Annotated in this window: 19 protein-coding genes; 8 read left to right on the forward strand and 11 right to left on the reverse strand. The window is 44.8% G+C overall.

Translation table 11 applies throughout. The features are described from left to right. The first annotated feature begins 94 nt into the window (after nt 1-94). Nucleotides 95-670 (forward strand): hypothetical protein, encoded by a 576-nt coding sequence (locus BCU07_RS12060; protein WP_102428556.1) that lies wholly within the window; start codon nt 95-97, stop codon nt 668-670. A 269-nt stretch (nt 671-939) separates the two neighbouring features. Then, nucleotides 940-1182 carry a hypothetical protein gene (locus BCU07_RS12065; RefSeq protein ID WP_017062621.1) on the forward strand — a complete coding sequence of 81 codons (243 nt, stop codon included), beginning with the start codon at nt 940-942 and terminating at the stop codon, nt 1180-1182. 169 nt (nt 1183-1351) lie between these two features. On the opposite strand, the gene BCU07_RS12070 is transcribed toward BCU07_RS12065, so the two are convergent. Further along, nucleotides 1352-1810: an Lrp/AsnC family transcriptional regulator gene (locus tag BCU07_RS12070; RefSeq protein WP_017062622.1), complete on the reverse strand. Its 459-nt coding sequence runs from the start codon at nt 1808-1810 to the stop codon at nt 1352-1354. 149 nt (nt 1811-1959) lie between these two features. Here BCU07_RS12070 and BCU07_RS12075 point away from each other — a divergent pair, with 149 nt between their 5' ends. Both BCU07_RS12075 and BCU07_RS12080 read left to right on the forward strand, forming a co-directional pair. Further along, nucleotides 1960-2889 (forward strand): DMT family transporter, encoded by a 930-nt coding sequence (locus tag BCU07_RS12075; RefSeq protein WP_017064490.1) that lies wholly within the window; start codon nt 1960-1962, stop codon nt 2887-2889. A gap of 158 nt (nt 2890-3047) precedes the next feature. Beyond that, nucleotides 3048-3512 carry a hypothetical protein gene (locus BCU07_RS12080; protein ID WP_017062624.1) on the forward strand — a complete coding sequence of 155 codons (465 nt, stop codon included), beginning with the start codon at nt 3048-3050 and terminating at the stop codon, nt 3510-3512. 48 nt (nt 3513-3560) lie between these two features. On the opposite strand, the gene BCU07_RS12085 is transcribed toward BCU07_RS12080, so the two are convergent. The 6 genes from BCU07_RS12085 to BCU07_RS12110 all read right to left on the reverse strand — a co-directional run bounded on the left by BCU07_RS12085 (nt 3561) and on the right by BCU07_RS12110 (nt 7928). Continuing rightward, on the reverse strand, nt 3561-4934 hold the full coding sequence (locus BCU07_RS12085) for a sensor histidine kinase (protein WP_102428557.1): 1374 nt from the start codon (nt 4932-4934) through the stop codon (nt 3561-3563). A 66-nt stretch (nt 4935-5000) separates the two neighbouring features. Then, a complete protein-coding gene (locus BCU07_RS12090) occupies nt 5001-5732 on the reverse strand; it encodes a response regulator transcription factor (protein WP_017067448.1) in 732 nt (243 codons plus the stop codon). 81 nt (nt 5733-5813) lie between these two features. Then, on the reverse strand, nt 5814-6494 hold the full coding sequence (locus tag BCU07_RS12095; RefSeq protein ID WP_017062627.1) for a spondin domain-containing protein: 681 nt from the start codon (nt 6492-6494) through the stop codon (nt 5814-5816). Between the two features lie 9 nt (nt 6495-6503). Further along, on the reverse strand, nt 6504-7187 hold the full coding sequence (locus BCU07_RS12100; RefSeq protein ID WP_065583911.1) for a spondin domain-containing protein: 684 nt from the start codon (nt 7185-7187) through the stop codon (nt 6504-6506). Beyond that, the gene (locus tag BCU07_RS12105) at nt 7180-7320 is read right to left on the reverse strand and encodes a hypothetical protein (protein ID WP_017067451.1); all 141 of its coding nucleotides are present in this window, start codon (nt 7318-7320) and stop codon (nt 7180-7182) included. Before BCU07_RS12105 ends, BCU07_RS12100 begins: the two co-directional genes overlap by 8 nt. A 266-nt stretch (nt 7321-7586) precedes the next feature. Further along, on the reverse strand, nt 7587-7928 hold the full coding sequence (locus BCU07_RS12110) for a YggL family protein (RefSeq protein ID WP_017062629.1): 342 nt from the start codon (nt 7926-7928) through the stop codon (nt 7587-7589). Between the two features lie 254 nt (nt 7929-8182). Between BCU07_RS12110 and BCU07_RS12115 the strand changes: the two genes are divergently transcribed. Continuing rightward, complete coding sequence (locus BCU07_RS12115) at nt 8183-10210, forward strand: PhoX family protein (RefSeq protein ID WP_102428558.1); 2028 nt, start codon at nt 8183-8185, stop codon at nt 10208-10210. A gap of 256 nt (nt 10211-10466) precedes the next feature. Here BCU07_RS12115 and BCU07_RS12120 read toward each other — a convergent pair whose 3' ends face one another. From BCU07_RS12120 to BCU07_RS12130, 3 genes are all read right to left on the reverse strand, one after another. Further along, nucleotides 10467-11087, reverse strand: coding sequence for a LysE family translocator (locus tag BCU07_RS12120; protein ID WP_017064486.1), 621 nt, complete (start codon nt 11085-11087; stop codon nt 10467-10469). Nucleotides 11088-11251: 164 nt separating this feature from the next. Then, a complete protein-coding gene (locus BCU07_RS12125) occupies nt 11252-12538 on the reverse strand; it encodes a DEAD/DEAH box helicase (RefSeq protein WP_017062632.1) in 1287 nt (428 codons plus the stop codon). 182 nt (nt 12539-12720) lie between these two features. Continuing rightward, on the reverse strand, nt 12721-13704 hold the full coding sequence (locus BCU07_RS12130; RefSeq protein WP_102333495.1) for a CobW family GTP-binding protein: 984 nt from the start codon (nt 13702-13704) through the stop codon (nt 12721-12723). 552 nt (nt 13705-14256) lie between these two features. On the opposite strand from BCU07_RS12130, the gene clcA reads away from it, so the two are divergent. Continuing rightward, nucleotides 14257-15663: a H(+)/Cl(-) exchange transporter ClcA gene (clcA, locus tag BCU07_RS12135; protein WP_017064484.1), complete on the forward strand. Its 1407-nt coding sequence runs from the start codon at nt 14257-14259 to the stop codon at nt 15661-15663. 206 nt (nt 15664-15869) lie between these two features. Further along, nucleotides 15870-16850: a TDT family transporter gene (locus BCU07_RS12140; protein ID WP_104216296.1), complete on the forward strand. Its 981-nt coding sequence runs from the start codon at nt 15870-15872 to the stop codon at nt 16848-16850. A 158-nt stretch (nt 16851-17008) separates the two neighbouring features. On the opposite strand, the gene hmpA is transcribed toward BCU07_RS12140, so the two are convergent. Further along, the gene (gene hmpA / locus BCU07_RS12145; RefSeq protein WP_065583915.1) at nt 17009-18205 is read right to left on the reverse strand and encodes an NO-inducible flavohemoprotein; all 1197 of its coding nucleotides are present in this window, start codon (nt 18203-18205) and stop codon (nt 17009-17011) included. 368 nt (nt 18206-18573) lie between these two features. Between hmpA and norR the strand changes: the two genes are divergently transcribed. Next, entirely contained in the window at nt 18574-20166 is a 1593-nt protein-coding gene (norR, locus tag BCU07_RS12150; protein ID WP_017062637.1) for a nitric oxide reductase transcriptional regulator NorR, read from the forward strand. The last annotated feature ends 6 nt before the right edge of the window (nt 20167-20172 follow it).

The raw sequence follows: 20172 nt of genomic DNA on the forward strand, positions 1-20172 counted from the left end.
GCTCTTCCGTTATAGGTATGTCTCAAGTGTACATCAACTCATGCTGCTGCTCATCTATACTCTCAGTAGAGCGCACGGTAAGTAGAGGAAAGTCATGAGTTTTTGGGGGAAAGTTATCATTGTAAGCGTAACTTTGAGTGCCAATGTCGCTCTAGCGAATCATTGTGACCGTGAAAACTGGCAAACACTGTTGGATCGTCAGCTCTCTTTTGAAGGTCGCTATAGTCAGTACACCAAAGAGTTCAACCAAGTTCTTTCAACCTATGAGTCACAGACATTGTTATCTAAACACTTTAATGAAAAGCAGATCATTGAGCTTTGGGCAAAGTACGAAGAAAGGTTTAATGTGCAGCTCAATAGTCATATGAATACCGCGTATGACGTCTCCGAGGTTTTGCTACAACAGGCGTATTTTGTGTCTAGTGAACTTGAAGGCGCTGACTCTCTAGCGTATTCATGGCAAGCCGTCGCCAAACACTGCACCAAAGCAAAACTCCCACGCCAGGCAGAAAGCGCGCAGGTGCACGTCCAAAGCTCACAATCACTCTCCCAAGATCTCCATACACTCAGTGAAAAATTCCGTCAGCTGTCTTCAAAATACCGCAGAGAAGCGACGATGATTGACGAAGCCCGCCACATAAACCAACCAGCAAACGGTGCATCAAACTGAAATCACCATTAGATTCTCTCACTCGTTCGACTGGACTTTTCCGATAAATATGCTCAATCCCATTCATAATATTCTAAGAACTCGTTAATCAAAGCTTTATCAATAGGTTGTGAAAGTAATGTGCTATCTATCAACAATGAAGTTCAATTTCCGACCAATGCAAGCGAGTATGTGAGATATTCATCACAAAATAGATTTACAAACGCCAGAAAATTGTTATCATGAATCTTCATATAACTTAATAACAAGAAACATTTTGGCTAGGTAATATGCAAAAGACTATGGCTTTCAACTGCTTGAGTAACACGGAATGGACTGCAGAGATAAGAGGTAAACTTTTATCTGTAGCTAAACACATGGAAGAGTTCGGTTCAGTAAGTGAGCTAGAGCTATGTAAGATATTTGGAGAGACAATTTGGAATGACGGCGTGGATTATCATTCACATGCTTTTTCATTCAGAATTAATGCACAAACTGGGGATTGTTCAATCTCTAACTTTAAGTATCACTAAGTTTTGCACCTATCATATACGGAGTACCTTTCACGAGGTGCTCCGTTTTTTATTGCCTGAAGCCTGACACTTAATGGATGATTTTTGATATTGACCGCGCTTCTACTTCAGGAGTAAACCATTTCGTTTTCAGCTCATTCTGCCTTCGTGTTACTGCTCAGAGTTTGGCTTAATCGGTATAAATTGGCAGTGGTGCATTGCCTTTTACTTGTCTTATCGCAAGGTGGGTATGAATATCTTTCACGTTAGAGAGCCTTTGAAGTTTTCTTGTAAATGCCTCGTAGGCCATCAAGTTCGGGCTAACCACTTCTAGCAAATAGTCATAAGCCCCAGATACAACGTGGCAACTGATCACCTCTTCCATCTCTACAACAGCCGCCTCAAACTTATCTATCGACACTTCTTGGTGGTTGTTTAGGCTCACCTCAACAAACACACTCATTGCGATGCCGACTTGTTCTCGTGACAAGCTCACACGATAACCGTCAATAATGCCCTTTTCTTCTAGCCTTTTGACTCGTCTTGCACAAGGCGAAGGTGATAAACCCACTTCATCAGCAAGTTCAGCCGTGGTTAACCTGCCATCTTTTTGTAGCAGTTCGAGAAGATGCCTATCAATTCTATCCATAGTAAATGCCGAACATTAGTTAAATCCGTTAATTATTTGGTGAATATTAGCAGAAATCATCAACGATAGTTCAAGTTTAGCCAAAACTTGCCAACCTGTGGCACACCAACTGTTCCATAATGAGTCATCACCCACTCTCCTTCTATATTATGAATCTTGGCTACTTATCTATTACTGTCACCCTACTCATTTGGGCGAGCTTTTTTCTTTCTCTTAAAGGCGGCGCAAATTCAGATTTAACACCTGCAGATATCGCCCTCACAAGATTTCTCATACCGGCTTTGGTGTTATTGCCTTTGATGTGGAAAGCACGCAGCGCGATTGCCGTCGTCCCTAAACGGTATCTAACGGGTATGTTCGTAGGTAGCGGATTACCTTATCTGCTTGTTGCCGGAACGGCCATGCAGTTTGTTCCGGTATCTCATGGCAGTGCTCTTGTTCCGGGCACGCTTCCTCTGTTCGTTACAGGAATTGCGGTACTCTTTTTTAAGCAGCCACTCAGCCGACATCGTGTTGTTGGTTTAGGTTTGGTTTTGCTCGGCATACTGTTGTTTTTAGGGAGTAGCTTAAGCAGCTTCAACTTCGAATACACCAAAGGTCATTTGTTGTTTTTATGCGGAAGCTTAATGTGGGCGATGTTCACCATCTCAGCCCGTGTCGCTAATCTTAATGCGTTAGTCAGTGCCGGTTTTATTTCTCTCTGTTCTACTTTGCTTTTACTCGTCCTAATCCTGACTGGAACCCTCCCAAGCCACCTAATGGACACACCAATCGCTAATTGGCCCTTCACGGAGCTTGCCGTTCATTCAACAGTGCAAGGCGTTGGGGCGGGTTTAATCGCTGCGTTCACTTACCTTTATGCGGTTAATACCTTAGGGGCTGAACGCTCTGCCGCTTTTGGCAGTGCAACACCCGCAGTGGCGACCTTGTTGGCGATCCCACTATTCAACGAGATTCCTGATGCGATGACTTGGCTCGCCCTTGGTTCTATTTGCATCGGCAGTTTGGTCGCGAGCAACATATTCATGAGAAACGACCAGTCGATGCAGTACCAACCGCCAAGCCACAGCAAAGCCTGATACTGCGTTCAAACCTAAATACAGTTCCCATAAGCATCGATTTTAGGGCTTGTAGTACACAGATAAGCCCACAAACGTAGGCTTATCTAAAATCTGCTTTTTCTGAGCTCGCTTCTCCATTAAACTGTCCGACCTTTTTGCAGATCCAAGAGAACACCATGCAACGCGACTACACCTTAAATTGCTTAATCACCATGCCTCGCCATGAACTAGAAGAATTTAGTTTAAGAATGATTCATCGCCTTGTTCCTGAAGATGCAATGACGGAATTGTTTACGTTCGAGCAAGAAGAAGTCACCAGCGAAGAACGCATGCAATCAGCGAAATTTGACGCAATGCTTCGAATGACAGCTATCGCGCTTGGTGAAGTAAACCTAGCCTTCTCAGAGTCGGATAACTCGCAACAGAACATCGAGCGAATGACTCGCCTACTGCTTTGGCACTTCTACTCAATTTCTTTCAACCTTGAAGAAGCAATCGCAATCGAAGTGCACTGTGAGAAAGTAGAAAAGATCTTAAAGAACGCACCTAAAGATGCGTTTGGCTGGGTTAAAGAATTAACTGAGCTACTTCACTTCTACGCGAAAGTGAACGAAGGCAACGAAGACAGTAAAGACGCTTAACGTTAGTTCTACGTAAGTATACATCGAGCTAAACGAAGGCAGACAGAGCTATACCGAAGGCAAATAAAAGCTTTGCTGAAAGGAGTTCTCTGCCTTTGTTGTTTCTAGCACACTGTGATGCAACATCAGTATCGACTGCGCGATCTTGGTTCCTATTCCCAAAGAACCATTCGGCGCTTCCAGTTCAACCTCATTATGAATCACCACCTTCACCCGTTTGGAATCCGCTTCAAAACCAACATCTAACGACACCACAGTGCCACTTGGGCTATGCCTCAATGCATTATCTAACAGATTCAAAATCAACCTCTCAAGCAGATCACTGTCACCCACAGCCTTGATTCCAATAGGCATATTAATGTTCAACTCAACATTTTTATGGCGATATTTGCTTTGTATCGTTTCTAAGCATTCGCTCATCAGCCCATTGAAATCGATTGAAGCGTATTGATATGTGGGTACCGGGTTATCTTTCTTGGCGCTATCTAACAGCGAATGGAGCTGTTCAGATAACTTGTTGCCATTGCGATATGCCACATCTATGAGTGGATCCGAATGTGGGTTTTGAATCCTCCACGTTTCTAGATACCCCAATACACTCGACAATGGCGTTTTCAAATCATGACTGAGCTGTAATAAGCTTTGTCTTCGATGTGACGACTGATATTCAAGTTGCAAAAATTGCTGTTGAATGTGCTTCGCCATCAACTGATACGAGCGTGCAATCGGCACCAATTCTGGTACTTGATGAATGAAGTTCGGGTCCAATCGAAAATCTTGCTCTGCTTGTTGTTGCAGCTTGTTGGTTACTGCTTCTATTGGGTTTAACAGGCTACGTTTAACCAATAGATAAGCCCCAACTGCAAAACCCAAGATAGAGATCAGCATGAGCCCCGCGAGCGCTATGTATGGCGTGTCGACCTGCGAATTGGCAATCACGGTGTGACGATTACTGCCAATCAACACATACAGATACCCAACTGTTGAACCCAACTCTTCAATCGCAGCAACGGAAAACACCTTACGAGAATCAGGATTGATAGGGTCTTCGCCAAGAATCGGATAAGGCTCGTCATTTAAAAATTGTCTAATGGGTGCTAAGTCTATCTGGCTTGCCAACACAGTGCCTTCTGGCGCAGCATGCGTCGTGATATTTCCTTGGCTGTCGAGAAAATAAATGTCGAAATCGGGACCAATCAACATCAAGGTATGAAATATGGATTTAAGGGCTTTGGGGTTGTAGTCAGTCCCTATCATCAGAGGGTTATCATCGCGCATATGAACCGCGAGCTCTTTGTGTAAGCTCTGCTTAGTTCTTTGTTCTATGGTCTCTTTTTGCCAATTATAGGTATAAGCAATCACCACACTCACGAGCAGAAACCACAAACTGGTGAACAACACTAAACGCGATTTGAAACTCATGTTCTCTCCTCGATGGCTCTTAGGTCTTACTGGCCTTTTAGTAAACTTCGGACGCGACACATAGGCCTAAGCTTTCGACTCAAACTTATAACCAACACCCCAAACGGTTTTAATGAAATCATCATCACTATTCGGCATCGCAAGCTTGGTTCTTAGACGGTTGACTGTGCTACACACGGTATGGTGATAGCCAGAGTGATGAGTATTCCAAACATGATCGAGCAGCTCGTCTTTGCTATACACACGCCCCGGGCGGGTTGCTAAGAAATGAAGTAAGGTAAACTCGGTAGCTGTCAGCGGTACGTCTTGGTTATTGAGTGACACCTGATGGCGTTCAGGTTGAATAGTGAGCACACCAAAATTCATAATCGATTCTGCTGTCACAACCTCTTGAGTCGCTGATTCGACATGGCTTAAACGGCGAAGCACGTTCCTCACTCTTGCTTGAAACTCGAGAACGCTGAAAGGTTTCGTTATGTAGTCATCAACACCGGCTTCTAAGCCTGACACCTTATCTAACTCAGCGTCTCTTGCGGTTAGCATGAGTACTGGCGTCCAATCCTCTTGCTGACGCAACATTCGACAGAAATCGAGTCCGTCACCGTCTGGTAAGCCACGATCCAGTACGATCAAATCGAAATGACCCTCTTTATAGAGCGCCTGAGCCTTTTCAATCACATTAGCTCTGATTACGTTATGCCCTTGGAACTTAAGATGCATCTGCACCAGTTCAGCCAAGTCATCATCGTCTTCAACCAACAATATGTTTGCCATCAAATTTACCGCAGCACTATTCATGATCCCTGCTCTATTCTGAGTCTGCCCACCTTTCAATTGACCGGAACAGAGCAGGAATTCTTTCATCGTACTTTGACCCTGTTACTCAGTTCGAGTAATGGTGATTCTTGCTCCGGGGTTAAGGAAACGATGATTGGCACTTAAAGTAGAAGTCGTAAGGCCGTCATCTTGGCTAATTACGCCAGAGTGGAAACTCACTACATCGGTGTCGTCTCGTGTGGTATTAAAACCTTCACCACCGCCTGCTGGTCCCGGAATGGTTGCAGCAAGCTCATCGTTCAGCTCAGTTCCCGAATCCCAAACATTCATGTTCATGGTAAAGGTATCACCCACCGCTAATGACTTGAGTGATAATCCGGATTCGCCGACAAACGCATCATTGGTGTTCACCAACATCGAAGCAACTGAGATATACCCTTCTTGATTTGGGTCGACACGAATAGACACCGTGTCTTGCTCACCTGAAAGAATCAGCCCATTACCTGAGATGCCTTGATAAACATTGGCGTCACTGTCACTGAGCGCAAGCAATTGTGCATTACTACCCCCTTCCGCCAAGTATTCCAGATCGACAGAGGCACTTTGCCCAACTTCAAACAGATCAAAATTCGTATTGTGAGTTAACACCGCGAGTGGTGACATTGGTTGATTGGGGGTGAGGTTAGTAACACTCACATCATAGCGATAGTAATCGTCGTCATCGTCCGGACAACCCGCTAACACAGCTACTGATGCAGCGATAAATAGAATTCTAGCTTTCATACATCCCCCTTACTTCACAACAATGGTGATAGTTGCAACAGGGTTTAACCATCGATGGCTACTGCTATCGAGGTCACTGATGCCGCCCGCCGCATCACCATCACCAATGTTACCTGGATGAATATGAACCTTAGCGTTTGATACTGCCGTTTCTACACCTGTGCCACCAGCGCCAAAGGTAATGAATGGAGGGTTCGGCATACTGCCCGCCAGCTCATCATTGGCTTCTGTGCCTGCGTCATAACCATTTAGAGTCGCTTTGTAGGTGCCCGCTTGAGTTGGGATCTTCCAGCTATCTAGACCAACAAAGCCGTCGTTTGTCGGCAGCAACATTGCACCCAATGATAGGTACTCTAAATCACCAGTACTGATATCAAACGTAGTTGCGACGCCTGGATTGAGGATGCCGGCCGCTGGGTTCTCAACCACCACGCCTCCCGCGTTGGCAATGACACCAGATAAACCTGAAATATCGCCTCCTTCGGCCATGGACTCTAGTTCCGAAGAAGCCGTTTCACCCGTTCTAAACATGAACAAGCTTGAGTCATGAGCCGCCGCTAAGATAGGCGTAAAGTAGATCCCTTTCGTTGCATTAGTGACAGTGACTTCAAGCTCAGCAGCCTGAACTTGAGCCGCTCCGAAGGCCAACATAGCCGAGCTGATCACTAAGCTGATTTGAGTACGTTTATTCATTTTGATTCCATCCTTTATCGAGTCCTATCGTTGCCAACAAAACGAATAACAGCGATATACCGTTACCTTTGCCAGAACGAACTGTGGTGTTGTTGACTCTAAGAATGACGATCAAATCTATCAGCAACTTCATTGAATTCTCATAAAACTCTCACAAGTTTATCCAAACTTATTACTGCAAATAAAAATAGCGATAAAGTACTAATATTTAATCGAAAAATATCAATTTATCATTTACGTCAGAAGGGATAGAAAAGAAGATAAAGAATAGAAATGGAACGAATAAAACGCAAAAAGGCCGAATCGATTTAACGATTCGGCCTTTATTCTAGCGTACTGTTGTTACTCTTTCCTAAGCCGTATTTGGCCTTTCAATCGAGCTAACAACACAACATCAAATTAGAACGCGTAGTTTGCGTCAATCAGTTCGCTAACTTCCACTTTGCTTACTTCAGCACGAGCTTCAAGCCATTGAGCAACTTGCAGTTGTTCTGCTTCTGTTACTGAACGGTAGCGCTCAATTGAGCATAAGAAACCTTCAAACAGCTCAAGGCCGCCGCCACCAAAGCACAGACCGATGCTGTCGATGAAATCAATGAACTCATCAATGAACACATCGTATTGATCAAAATCAGTAATCGATGTCTTGCAGCTTACTTCAAAACCCAGAATCGCGAATTCACCTAGGTATAGCTTTTTGCGTAGGCGACGATTTTTGTTTTCGATTTTATCTAATTTCATAACTGCCTCTCTTTTCGTTTGATAAAGCATTTATACACAGTTCCACATCAATCCCCAAGAGTTTTGTATTACACAAGGGTGTTAATGGCAAAAATCGTGCTACAGAAACAAAACCTTAATCAAATCTATAAAAATCTGTCACTTAACTGCTTCACGATTAGTCACACATTGACCCAACTTATTAACCAATTAGTTAGTAGGTGGGTAAGTCATGAATAACGAATAATAAAATCAGCCAATAGGAAGCAGTAAAGATGAGCAAGGAAACATTTGATAGCACTCGTTTTAATAAGAGCAAAAACAAACCCTTCGAAGAAGTTTTAGATGCGAACCTTTCAAGAAGAAATGTTCTCAAAGGCGGTTTAGGCATCAGTGCAATGACGGCGTTTGGTGCTTTTGGTTTAGCAGGCCACAGCACAGCGCACGCGGCGACAGCATCATCTAGCGCACCGCAAAAAAGCACTGCTACACTTGCATTCGAATCGGTTAAAGGCTCACTGACAGACAGTGTCGTTGTGCCAAAAGGCTATACAGCACAAGTATTGGTTCCTTGGGGTACTCCACTTAACAAGCAAGGCAATGCTTGGTTAAAAGATGGAACCAACAACGCACAAGATCAAGCAAACTCACTGGGCATGCACCACGACGGCATGCACTTCTTCCCGCTTAATGGCAACAGCAACGACGGTTTGTTGGTGATTAATCACGAATACATCGACCAAAAAGCACTGCACGCTAATGGTCCTACATACGATGAAGGCAACCGCCCTAGCCTTGATGAAGTACGTAAAGAGATCAACGCACACGGCGTGAGTGTGGTTCGTGTAAAACTTGAAGGCAACCAATGGGTGATGGTCGATAACGATCCACTTAACCGCCGCTACACAGGCGCGACCGTAATGGATCTGTCTGGTCCTGTTGCTCACAGTGAATTTACCAAAACCAAGTTCTCACAAGACGGCAGCCAAGCTCGTGGCACGTTGAACAACTGTGGTAATGGCTACACACCATGGGGCACTTACCTAACGTGTGAAGAAAACTGGCCGGGTTATTTCGTTAACAAAGGCGAGACAACACCAGCGCAAGAACGTATTGGTATCGCTACTGACAAAACACGTTACGGTTGGGACACGCTTTCAGGTAACAAACAAGAACGCCTAGACGAATTTGCTCGCTTTGACGTAACACCAACAGGTGAGTCAGCAATGGACGATTACCGTAACGAAGCACACGGTCACGGCTACATTGTTGAAATAGACCCATACACAGCAAACTCTCGCGCTAAGAAACGTTCTGCACTGGGTTGTTTCCGTCACGAAGGCTGTACGTTTGGTAAGTTGACCGAAGGCGAGCCAATCGTATTCTACTCTGGTCACGATTCTCGCTTTGAATACCTATACAAATTTGTTTCTGAAGAGAAATGGGACCCGCGTGACGCAGAACCGAGTAATCGCCTAAGTGCGGGTGACAAGTACATGGATAAAGGCACGCTGTATGTGGCTAAGTTCAACGATGACGGTTCAGGTACGTGGCTACCACTAACGTTGGGCAGCAAGACTACAAACGGCGGCAAGCTAGGTGATTCATTTGACTCTCAAGCAGCGCTTATCATCAATACAGCGGGCGCTGCCGACCTTGTTGGTGCAACGCCAATGGATCGCCCTGAATGGTGCTCTGTTGACCCAATGACGGGTACGGCTTACCTAACGCTGACTAATAACAACAAGCGTAAAGAAGCGAACTCTGCGAACCCTCGCGTAGACAACAAGTTCGGTCATGTTATCCGTTGGGATGAAGGCAAAACGGCAGGCGAGTTCGATTGGGATATCTTCGTATTTGGTTCACCAGCAGTGGAAGACAAGTCTATTAACCGCTCTGGTCTAACAGACATGAACCAATTCGCGAGCCCTGACGGCTTAGCGTTTGATGCTCGTGGCATCTTGTGGATTCAGACAGATAACGGCGCAGACGAAGTCACTGGCTACACCAATGACCAAATGCTGGCAGTGGTTCCATCTCAGTTAACGGATGACAACGGCAACAGTGCGGTGATTGATGCAAACAACCAAGCACAGCTTAAACGCTTCTTTGTGGGTCCAAACGGTTGTGAAGTGACTGGCTTTACCATCAGCCCAGATTTCAAATCACTGTTTGTGAACATTCAACACCCGGCAAACTGGCCATCGTCTGAAGATGCAACCGCACAAACTCAAGGCAAAGTCCGCCCAAGAGCATCTACGGTTGTGATTCGTCGAGAAGACGGCGGTGAAATCGCGGTTTAAATATACAACGCAGGCTAAGATCAGAAACATTTCTGTTATCTAGTCTCTGTTCGCTAGCTAAGTAAAATCAAAAAGAGCGATAAGGCCAAATGCCCTATCGCTCTTTTTATATTCTATGCATTCTTCGGTTTAAGTAAGAATCCGAATTTTCAAAACTCACCGTAATCCTAAGTCGTCATCATCCCACGTACGCGTCACCCTCGAGAAGGAGGAACGACTGAGTCGGGGATCTCTGCTCGTTGTAGGCTAACCAGAATTAGCTCACGAACAACCAAACACCAACGCCCATCATCAACGTACCTGCAATGCGGTTCATCAACTTAACATTGTCGGCTTTGCCCAGCATATGCTTTAAGCTCTTTCCGCCTGTCGCGTATAAGGTCATGCAAACAAACTCAGAAACCAGAATGATTGACACGAGAATGAACAACTGCGGTGCTAAGTCTTTATTGCTGTTAATAAAAGGAGGCAGCAAAGAAATCATAAACGCCCAGCCTTTTGGGTTCGCAATTGCAGTGACAAAACCTTGAACCACCAAGTCCCAATCATTGCTGACTTTTGTTGTTTGGTTGTCAGTACTGATCGCCAGTTTGCCTCTCGAACGCCACATCTGAACGCCTAAATAAAACAGGTAACCCGCACCAACAAATTTAAAGCCCGTAAATAGCCATGGGTAATTCAACATGATCGAAGCGATACCCAATACCGCGGCAATAGAAACCACAGCGACACCAGCCAGTTCACCGATCATCATCCATAATGTACGCTTGTATCCAACACTCATTCCAAGTGTCAACGCCAAAGTCATACACATACCGGGCGTGATTGACACGAAGAAAAACGTGGGAATAAAAGCCCAAAGTAGTGCGCTATCCATATTATTACCTTATCGACTTGTTTTTATTTATTAGTTCTTGTTTCTTGATCGGGCTTGAAATGAAGCGAGGTTGAAACGAAGCAGTAATGACAATAAACAATATTGCGATCAATACAAACAAAAAGAGCCACATAACAGTGGCTCTTTTCAATCACCAACCGTAATTACTTACGACGGTTTTTAATTCGCTTCATCATAGTCAAACGACGTTCAGCGCTTGCTTGATCTTGTGGCTCTTCGTTCGCGTTGTTCTTACGACCCTGACGGTTTTTGTAAGCCGATTTAGTGTTCAGCTTCTCGATGTAAGCATCACGTTTCTTCGGTTCATAACCCGGTTGTTCAACACGACGAATGCGCTGTTGAATCAGTTTTTCAACTTGAACGACAGTCAGCTCTTCTTCGCGGTTAACGAAAGAGACAGCGTGACCTTGCTTACCTGCACGACCTGTACGGCCAATACGGTGAACATAGTCTTCTGCTAGGAAAGGCATGTCGTAGTTAATTACGTGTGGTAAGTCTTCGATATCAAGACCACGAGCCGCAACGTCGGTTGCTACCATTACACGCGCTTTACCTTCTTTAAAATCGTCTAGAGCACGACGACGAGCACTTTGCGCTTTATCACCGTGACACAGTACTGCTTTAATGCCGTCTAGCTTAAGCTCTTTAACTACATCGTTCGCTGTTTCTTTGTAGTTAACAAAAACAAGCACTTGGCGCCAGTTTTTACGACCAATCAGCTCAGAAAGCAGTTCTGTTTTACGCTCTTGATCCACTGGGTAAACCACGTGGCCGACAGTAGCAGCCGTTGAGTTTTCGCGCTCAACACTAATACGTTTTGGTTTACGCAGAATATCAACAGACAGTTGGTTTAACTGAGTAGAAGTCGTTGCAGAGAACATCATGATTTGCGGTGATGTTTCTACATCCAACATGATCTTACGAACGGCATTGATAAAGCCCATATCAAGGATACGGTCAGCTTCATCAAATACTAGAAATTCTAGGTTAGCAATAGACACGTTACCCGCTTCTAAGTGCTCTTCTAAACGGCCAGGTGTTGCAACCAAAATATCCACACCCAGTTCTAGTTGACGAACTTGTGAAGACATCTTGTTACCACCGTAAACCGCAGAAACACTTAGATCTGTGTATTTAACGTAGTCTTTAATGTTTTGAGCGATCTGCGCAGCAAGCTCACGAGTTGGAGCAAGAATAAGGCCGCGAGCCGTTCCTCTAGACGCCTTTTTACCGCTGTTCAAAAGGTGTTGGATAACAGGCAATGAAAATGCCGCTGTTTTACCCGTACCGGTTTGAGCAGTAGCAAAAATATCATGGCCTTTACGAGCCATTGGAATCGCTTTTTGTTGAATTGGAGTGAGTTTTTCATAACCACACTCAGTCAACGCTTTGACTAATTCAGGAGCAAAACCTTGAGAGGAAAATGACATTGTTACGGGTTCCTTAAGCAGACAGCCTACATTCTTATTTCAGCCGAGCACTATAAAGTAATTAGAGTGATTTATCTCACATTTATCGTGATATAACGCAAACTTTCTCATTTAATCTGGTGTTTATCCCGCCTTCAACGAGGTAAACACCAAGATCCTTGGTTCAAACAGCAAAAACAGGGCTATTTGATGCCACACAGCTTGAGTAGAATCTGCTCGAGATCGCCCCATGGCATGAGCTGCGAGTCGATCACTTCCAGTCGAGATTCAAAGCCATCAAGCGTAATTTCGTTCACAGACACGACTTGATTCGCCACATTGAATGCGTAGCAACCTTGGTCGGTGTTCACGACAGCTTTTACACGCTCGGCCGTTAGATCTGACAACATAGAGAATAGCGCATCGAAGTCGAACTTATGCTCTGCGCCAAACAACCAACCACAACTGAAATAGCCCTGTCCTTTATTCTCTTTACGGATGAAAGCTTCACCAGGAGGAAGTTGGAATTGAGGCTCTTGTTCAGCGTGATCGTGATGATGCGCTTCAATATGAGAGGAAGCACTGCCGTATACTCTTTCAATGTCTAACACTTCCAATGGCACTTCACCATCGTGAATTAGCTTATGGAAGACTTTTGCTGGCGTTTGATCCGTCACCCAATCATTGAACACATCGATGTCTTCAGAATGAACAAGGTCAACCTTAGTACCAAGAATCACATCTGCACTATTTAGTTGATCATTAAAACTCTGATTCGAGGTGTACTTTTCATTAGACAGATTTCGTGGGTCAACCAAACCAAGCGTCGCTTTTAAATCGACATATGGTGTGTACTGATCGGAAGTCAGTGTCGCTATAACCTGTTTAGGGTGACCAAGCCCTGTCGGCTCAATCAATAAACGGTCTGGCTTTTGGCGAAGTAAGGCATTAATACCCACTGACATAGGCACGCCCGCAGTACAGCACATGCATCCACCCGGCACTTCTTTAATCAAAGCGCCTTGATCTGTCATCAATGCACCGTCAATGCCGATTTCCCCGAATTCATTAACCAGAACAGCCCAGTTTTCATTCTCAGGTTTATTTTTTAGCAGGTTCAAGATGGCTGTCGTTTTACCAACACCCAAGAAACCCGTAATGATGTTTGTAGGAACTTTTTTAGTCATATCAGTTCTCCTTTTTAAGGGAGTATATACTCAATCACCAAAAAGTTGACCCCAATCGATTGTTTACACTGAGATTCGTTAATAGAGGTTGGCGCGAAAATAATCAGAAGAGATAAAGCAGTAGAAGCGGGATGAGGAAATGGGATGCTCCAGACGAACTAAAGGCGTACTTACTCAGTACGCCTCACCCTCGTTACTCAATCGTGAGTTCGCGAATCAGGAAGCCTTAAATATCGACCTGAACATTTAACGAGGAACTAAAACTTTGTTTCTGAATCCATCCAAATTGTGTGTAAAACCTCACTTCTCCTTGCGGTTCGTTATGTTGCTTTACGATTTAACTATGGTTCATTTTTGGGGATATTCAAGCCGCCGCCAGAGAATCGATCAAAACTGTGACGGTGATTCCACTATTGACCATAGATTCCATTTATGTAACACGCACATTCCATAAATGAAATTCAACTTTTCATCTTTGTTGCTATAGGATATGCAGAGGAAGCGTATAATTTAATGCAACCCCGCCTTAACTCATTCAGGAAACTTATTTCTATGACCAGAAGAGAGAAAATTAAGCAGTCCTTATTAGCCAAAATGCCAAGGGATGCTATCAATCAATTTCTCTCAAGAGATAAGACCCCAGCCTCCGTTCTCTTTCTTTCTTGTATTGTGGGTGTACTTGCGGGCGTTGTGGGTACTTATTTCGAAGTTGCGGTTCATTTCATCACAGAAACTCGTACCGATTGGCTGAAAGATGAAATCGGTAGCCATTTACCATTGTGGCTTGCTGCTTTCCTTATTAGTGCGGCATTTGCCTTTATTGGCTATTTCCTCGTTCACCGATTTGCTCCAGAAGCTGCTGGCTCAGGTATCCCTGAAATCGAAGGTGCAATGGACGGCATGCGTCCTGTTCGATGGTGGAGAGTATTACCCGTAAAATTCTTTGGCGGCATGGGCGCGTTAGGCTCTGGTATGGTTTTAGGCCGCGAAGGGCCAACCGTTCAAATGGGCGGCAGTATTGGTCGCATGGTCACCGATATCTTTCGAGTCAAAGATGATGACACTCGCCACTCACTGTTGGCTTCAGGTGCCGCTGGTGGCTTAGCCGCCGCATTCAACGCACCACTGGCAGGCATCATGTTTGTAGTCGAGGAGATGAGACCGCAGTTTCGCTACTCACTCATATCAATCAAAGCCGTCATCATCTCAGCAGTTTCAGCCAACATTGTATTTCGTTCTATCAATGGCCAATCTGCCGTTATCACAATGCCTCAGTACCAGCCGCCTGAACTCGACGCACTTTGGTTATTCTTATTATTAGGTGTGTTGTTCGGCCTGTTTGGTGTGATTTTCAATAAACTGATTACGCTTTCCCAAGACCTGTTTGTGGCGATCCACAAGAATGACCGTAAACGCTACTTGATGACAGGCACCCTACTTGGCGGTTGCTTTGGCTTGTTGCTCCTTTATATACCTGAATTAACTGGTGGTGGTATTGGTATCATCCCGAACATCACGAATGGCAGCTACAGCGCCAATGTGTTGTTGTTGATTTTCTTAGGCCGAGTCCTCACTACCCTGCTTTGTTTCGGCTCTGGTGCGCCAGGCGGTATCTTTGCACCAATGCTTGCGCTAGGAACACTCTTTGGTTATGCGTTCGGGCTTATCGCAGCGGCATTCTTTCCCGAACTGAATATTGAACCGGGTATGTTTGCAATTGCTGGCATGGGAGCATTATTTGCCGCCACCGTGCGAGCGCCTATCACTGGCATACTGTTGGTTATCGAAATGACCAATAACTACTACCTGATCCTGCCGTTGATCATCACCTGCTTAGGTGCGGTAATCATTGCTCAAATGTTAGGTGGGCAGCCAATTTACAGTCAACTGCTTAACCGTACGCTGAAAAACGAAAAACTAAGACAACAAGATCTCCCTCAACAAGAGGAAGTACGTTAATTACAAATGACTCATGAAACAAAAGCACACATTCAACGTGCTTAATCTCCCGATTCCGTATCAAAATCAAAAAAGCAAACGTTAAACTTGGTATCATCCACTCAAAATTAGTTGAGTGCCCTCAAAATCTATTGATGGAAGACCTACACACTCTAACTAAGGCAAATAGTCCAATATTCTGTAATTAACTAAGTCGGAGCAAGTCGTTGAACTGGAGAAGATTAACCCAAGTAAAAAATGTGCCGCCATCTCAGGCGTCTTTAGCACTTGGCGTTATTGGGTTAGGACAAGCTTGGGCGTTATATATCCCGGGCATTGGTGAGATAATTCGTCCCTACCTCGCTGCATTCGGCGCGCTATTATTGCTGCCTGTTTTACTGCGCTATTTAACGAGCTTTAATACCTTCCTTAATGATATTCGCCACCCGTTAAGCGGAAGCTTGATGGCACCAATGAGCATGGCTTTACTGATTCTGTGCGACTATTTAGCCGAGATATCGCCAGCTATCGCCTACCCAGTTTGGTTCTGCGCGCTATTGCTGCACTTTACCATGATGGTGTTGTTCTTCAGTTTTCAGATCATCAACTTCAAAATGTCGAACATTGTACCGAGTTGGTTTCTGTATCCGGTCGGTTTGATCAGCAGTTCCTTAGCTGGCACACAGTTCGGGCACACCGTATTTTCAGAAACACTTGCGGTCACTTGTATTGGTATCTATTTCCTTATGTTGCCAGTGGTGTTGTACCGCTTGGTGTTCGAAGGCAATCTTCCTCGCCGAGCAAGACCAACACTCGCTATCATGGCAGCTCCGGTTAACTTATCTTTAGCCGCTTACTTGGTTAACTTCGACAACCCAGACCCGATTCTAACAGGTGCATTGGCGGGCATTGCCATCACCATGACTTTGTTGATTTACTTGTGTTACATCCGCCTGATGCGTTTGAAGTTCCAACCTTCGATTGCTGCCGTCACCTTCCCATCTGTGATCAGCGCTATTGCCATGCATCGTCTAACTACATTTTTCGGCGCGGAATACCCACAATGGTATTGGCTACACAAGTTTGGTTTCTTTGAGCTAACCATCGCCACCATTCTAGTGATTTGGGTTGCCGGTGGTTACGTAAAAATGTACTGGCCTGAGTTTTTCGATTCCGACTACATGTCCAAGAAGATGAAACGTTCTTAGATAGAAGCGAAAAGATCTTAGCTGAACCATCGTGTTCTGCAGTAGTCGATGATGTCAGACAAAACCAACCAAACCCAAAAAGGCCTCACACTGTGAGGCCTTTGAATAGGCAAGGTATTAATAGTTCAGGCGAGTGTTACTAGAAATGCCGAGACCTATTAGAAGTTAGCGTGAGGGCCGAATACTTCGTAGTGAACGCGTGAACGGTCAACTTTCATTGCATCTAGCTGCTCTACGATGTTCTTCATGAAACCAACAGGACCACAGATGTAGAAATCGCTCTCTTCAAAGCCTTTAGTATCAGAGATAGACGCTAGATCCATTTGACCTTGATGCGTGTTTTCACATGCAGATTCATCTTTGTTCATGTACCACGTTTTCGCTTCCCAACCTTTGTCGGCAACAATATCTTTAACACGAGTCGTGAAAGAGTGTTGGCCTACGTTCTCACAAGCGTGAAGGTAAAGTACTGGCTCGTTTTTATCTTCCGTGTTTAGGAACTCAAGCATAGACTGCATTGGCGTTACACCAACACCTGCAGAGATAAGTGTTACTGGCTTGCTGCGCTCTTGATACATGAAGTCACCCGCTGGTGCGTATAGGCTAACCTCATCACCAACAGCAACCTTATCGTGTAGGTGGTTAGATACAACGCCTTGTGTCTCTTGGCCTTGTCCTTCACGTTTAACAGAAATACGGTATTGCTTGCCGTTTGGCTTATCAGACAGTGAGTATTGACGAATCTCGCTGTATTGAGAGCCTTCTGGTTTCACTTCGATACCGATGTATTGACCTGGTGTGTAATCCAGAACTTCACCGCCGTCTTTTGGCTGAAGGATAAAACTTGTTACTAGCGCTGACTCTTCGATTTTGTCTGCAATCACAAACGCACGCGCTGCTTCCCAACCACCAACAGCTTGCTTACGCTGTAGGTAAAGTTCAGCTTCACGATCGATGAATACTTGCGCCAAGAATAGGTAAGCGGCTGTCCATGCTTCTTCCACTTCTGGAGTAAAGGCGTCAGCAGCTAGTTCACGTAATGTCTCAATCAGGTGCAAACCAACAATTTGGTAGTGCTCTGGTTGAATGTTAAAGCTTGTGTGTTTCTGAGCAATACGTTCAACGGCAGTTGTTAACGCTGCTAGATTTTCAATGTTCTTTGCATATGCCGCGATAGCTTCAAACAGTGCTACGCCTTGGCGACCTGTTCTTTGGTGAGTCATATTGAAGATATCTTTCAACTCAGGGTTATGCGTGAACATACGTTGATAAAAATGCTGAGTTAAAGCTGGGCCTGCGCTCTCAAGTAGAGGAATAGTAGATTTGATGATTTCGATATGTGCATTGTTAAGCATGAATTTACTCCGAACACTGAGCCTTATGACCTATATGTCATTTTGACTACTAAAAATTAAGAATGACTTATCGATTTTCTGAAACCTTAGTTATTTTTAGAAACTGAGTTATTTTGACTCGTTTTCATTTCAAAAAATCGCGAAACCTGATTAATGCAACCTGATTGATTGAGATCAAGAATAGTCTGTTTAATCAGCGCTATAATTGGGCTTCTCTGTATCTTCTGCACAATCAGTGCCAACTTTATCAATCCCCGTCATTACTGGTTTTCTTCTCAAAACTCATCTTATAAAAATGTCAAAAAGACCTTTTTTTTAAGTCAATAAGACTCTATTATGTAGATAAACACACACGGTTAGAGTTTTTTATGCAAGATATCTCCGCATCTACCCTCATGGAAATGACCATTGGCCTCGCAAGTGGTGTCAACGATCAAGATCGTTTCAATCGCCTGATCGATGCCATTCGCAAAACCATAACGTGTGATTGTGTCGCGCTTTTAAGCCTTCAAGGCGACACGCTAGTACCTATCGCAATGCAAGGGCTCAGCCGAGATACGTTCGGTCGTCGCTTTATCATTTCAGAACACCCACGGTTTGAAGAGATCTGCGCGTCTCGCTCTCCTGTTCGTTTCGATGCTGACAGCTCCTTACCCGATCCTTTCGATGGTTTGCTTATTGACCATGATGGCGATTTACCAATGCATGCTTGTATGGGCTTGCCTTTGCTATTTGGCGATAAGCTCTTAGGTATTCTGACTCTAGACAGCTTGAAACCTGATGTCTTCGCGAATATTCCGGCGCGTAACCTTGAAGTACTGGCAGCTATTGCAGCCTCAACCATGCAGATGGCACTGACCTTCTCGCAACTTGAGCATCAAGCAAAACAGTCAAAGCAATTACTCGAAGAATTGAACGTAGAAGCGTGGGAACGTGACGGCGGTGAGTTGATTGGTAACAGTGACACCATGGTCGCGCTTAAGAACGACATCGCTGTTGTAGCTCCATCTGAGTTTAATATCTTGATTCATGGTGACACCGGGGTTGGTAAAGAGCTTGTGGCTCGCACCCTGCACCACCAATCTCAACGTAAACGTAACCCACTCGTCTACGTAAACTGTGCTGCAATTTCTGAAAACTTAGTAGAGAGTGAACTGTTTGGTCACGTTCGTGGCGCGTTCACTGGCGCAGACAAAAACCGCTTAGGTAAATTTGCTTTAGCCGATGGTGGCACACTGTTCCTTGATGAGATTGGTGAATTGCCTTTGGCCGCTCAAAGTAAGCTCCTACGTGCGCTGCAAAACAACGAAATCCAACCGGTTGGCCAAGACAACATTCAAACCATTGATGTGCGAGTATTGGCAGCGACAAACCGAGATCTAAAACAAGAAGTTGAAGACGGTCGATTCAGAGCCGATTTGTACCACCGATTGAGTGTGTATCCTATCGCGGTGCCAGCACTGAAAGATCGTGGTGACGACATCAGCCTATTAGCGGGTTTCTTCTTAGAACAAGCTCGTCGTAAGCTTGGTATCAACCAAGTTAAGTTCCGCTCCGACGTTCTTTCTTTCCTAAACCGTTATGGTTGGCCGGGTAACGTGCGTGAACTTGAGCATGTGATCAGTCGTTCCGCATTGAAAGCGTTAGCGCGCAGCACCAATAAAAACCTGGTGACAATCACCAAGGAAGATTGTGGTCCTCTAGACCAAGATCAGCCAATTGCGACGACTCAGGTGAAAAACACACCATTATCGACACCAACGATCGACCTTTCTGCAGGGCTACGTGGTGCAACGGACGATTTTCAACGCAGTATCATTACTGAGGTGTTGGAAGATGCCAACTTTAACTGGGCACAAGCAGGGCGAGTTCTGAAAACAGACCGAGCAAATCTGACTCGACTGTCTAAGCGTTTAGGGCTAAATGTGGCTAAGTCTCATACGATCGAACGGACAAAATAGATATTA

Origin of the sequence: Vibrio sp. 10N.261.54.E10 (assembly GCF_002877735.2) — a bacterium.
In the GTDB taxonomy this organism is placed as follows: Bacteria; Pseudomonadota; Gammaproteobacteria; order Enterobacterales; family Vibrionaceae; genus Vibrio; species Vibrio crassostreae_C.

Excerpts from the sequence above, each read along its gene's own strand:
- BCU07_RS12075 (WP_017064490.1), top strand. The coding sequence starts at position 1,960 with ATGAATCTTGGCTACTTATCTATTACTGTCACCCTACTCATTTGGGCG.
- BCU07_RS12100 (WP_065583911.1), bottom strand. The coding sequence starts at position 7,187 with ATGAATAAACGTACTCAAATCAGCTTAGTGATCAGCTCGGCTATGTTG.
- BCU07_RS12080 (WP_017062624.1), top strand. The coding sequence starts at position 3,048 with ATGCAACGCGACTACACCTTAAATTGCTTAATCACCATGCCTCGCCAT.
- norR (WP_017062637.1), top strand. The coding sequence starts at position 18,574 with ATGCAAGATATCTCCGCATCTACCCTCATGGAAATGACCATTGGCCTC.
- BCU07_RS12095 (WP_017062627.1), bottom strand. The coding sequence starts at position 6,494 with ATGAAAGCTAGAATTCTATTTATCGCTGCATCAGTAGCTGTGTTAGCG.
- BCU07_RS12060 (WP_102428556.1), top strand. The coding sequence starts at position 95 with ATGAGTTTTTGGGGGAAAGTTATCATTGTAAGCGTAACTTTGAGTGCC.
- BCU07_RS12105 (WP_017067451.1), bottom strand. The coding sequence starts at position 7,320 with ATGAAGTTGCTGATAGATTTGATCGTCATTCTTAGAGTCAACAACACC.
- BCU07_RS12115 (WP_102428558.1), top strand. The coding sequence starts at position 8,183 with ATGAGCAAGGAAACATTTGATAGCACTCGTTTTAATAAGAGCAAAAAC.
- BCU07_RS12125 (WP_017062632.1), bottom strand. The coding sequence starts at position 12,538 with ATGTCATTTTCCTCTCAAGGTTTTGCTCCTGAATTAGTCAAAGCGTTG.
- BCU07_RS12085 (WP_102428557.1), bottom strand. The coding sequence starts at position 4,934 with ATGAGTTTCAAATCGCGTTTAGTGTTGTTCACCAGTTTGTGGTTTCTG.
- BCU07_RS12090 (WP_017067448.1), bottom strand. The coding sequence starts at position 5,732 with ATGAATAGTGCTGCGGTAAATTTGATGGCAAACATATTGTTGGTTGAA.
- clcA (WP_017064484.1), top strand. The coding sequence starts at position 14,257 with ATGACCAGAAGAGAGAAAATTAAGCAGTCCTTATTAGCCAAAATGCCA.
- BCU07_RS12120 (WP_017064486.1), bottom strand. The coding sequence starts at position 11,087 with ATGGATAGCGCACTACTTTGGGCTTTTATTCCCACGTTTTTCTTCGTG.
- BCU07_RS12130 (WP_102333495.1), bottom strand. The coding sequence starts at position 13,704 with ATGACTAAAAAAGTTCCTACAAACATCATTACGGGTTTCTTGGGTGTT.
- BCU07_RS12065 (WP_017062621.1), top strand. The coding sequence starts at position 940 with ATGCAAAAGACTATGGCTTTCAACTGCTTGAGTAACACGGAATGGACT.
- BCU07_RS12110 (WP_017062629.1), bottom strand. The coding sequence starts at position 7,928 with ATGAAATTAGATAAAATCGAAAACAAAAATCGTCGCCTACGCAAAAAG.
- BCU07_RS12070 (WP_017062622.1), bottom strand. The coding sequence starts at position 1,810 with ATGGATAGAATTGATAGGCATCTTCTCGAACTGCTACAAAAAGATGGC.
- hmpA (WP_065583915.1), bottom strand. The coding sequence starts at position 18,205 with ATGCTTAACAATGCACATATCGAAATCATCAAATCTACTATTCCTCTA.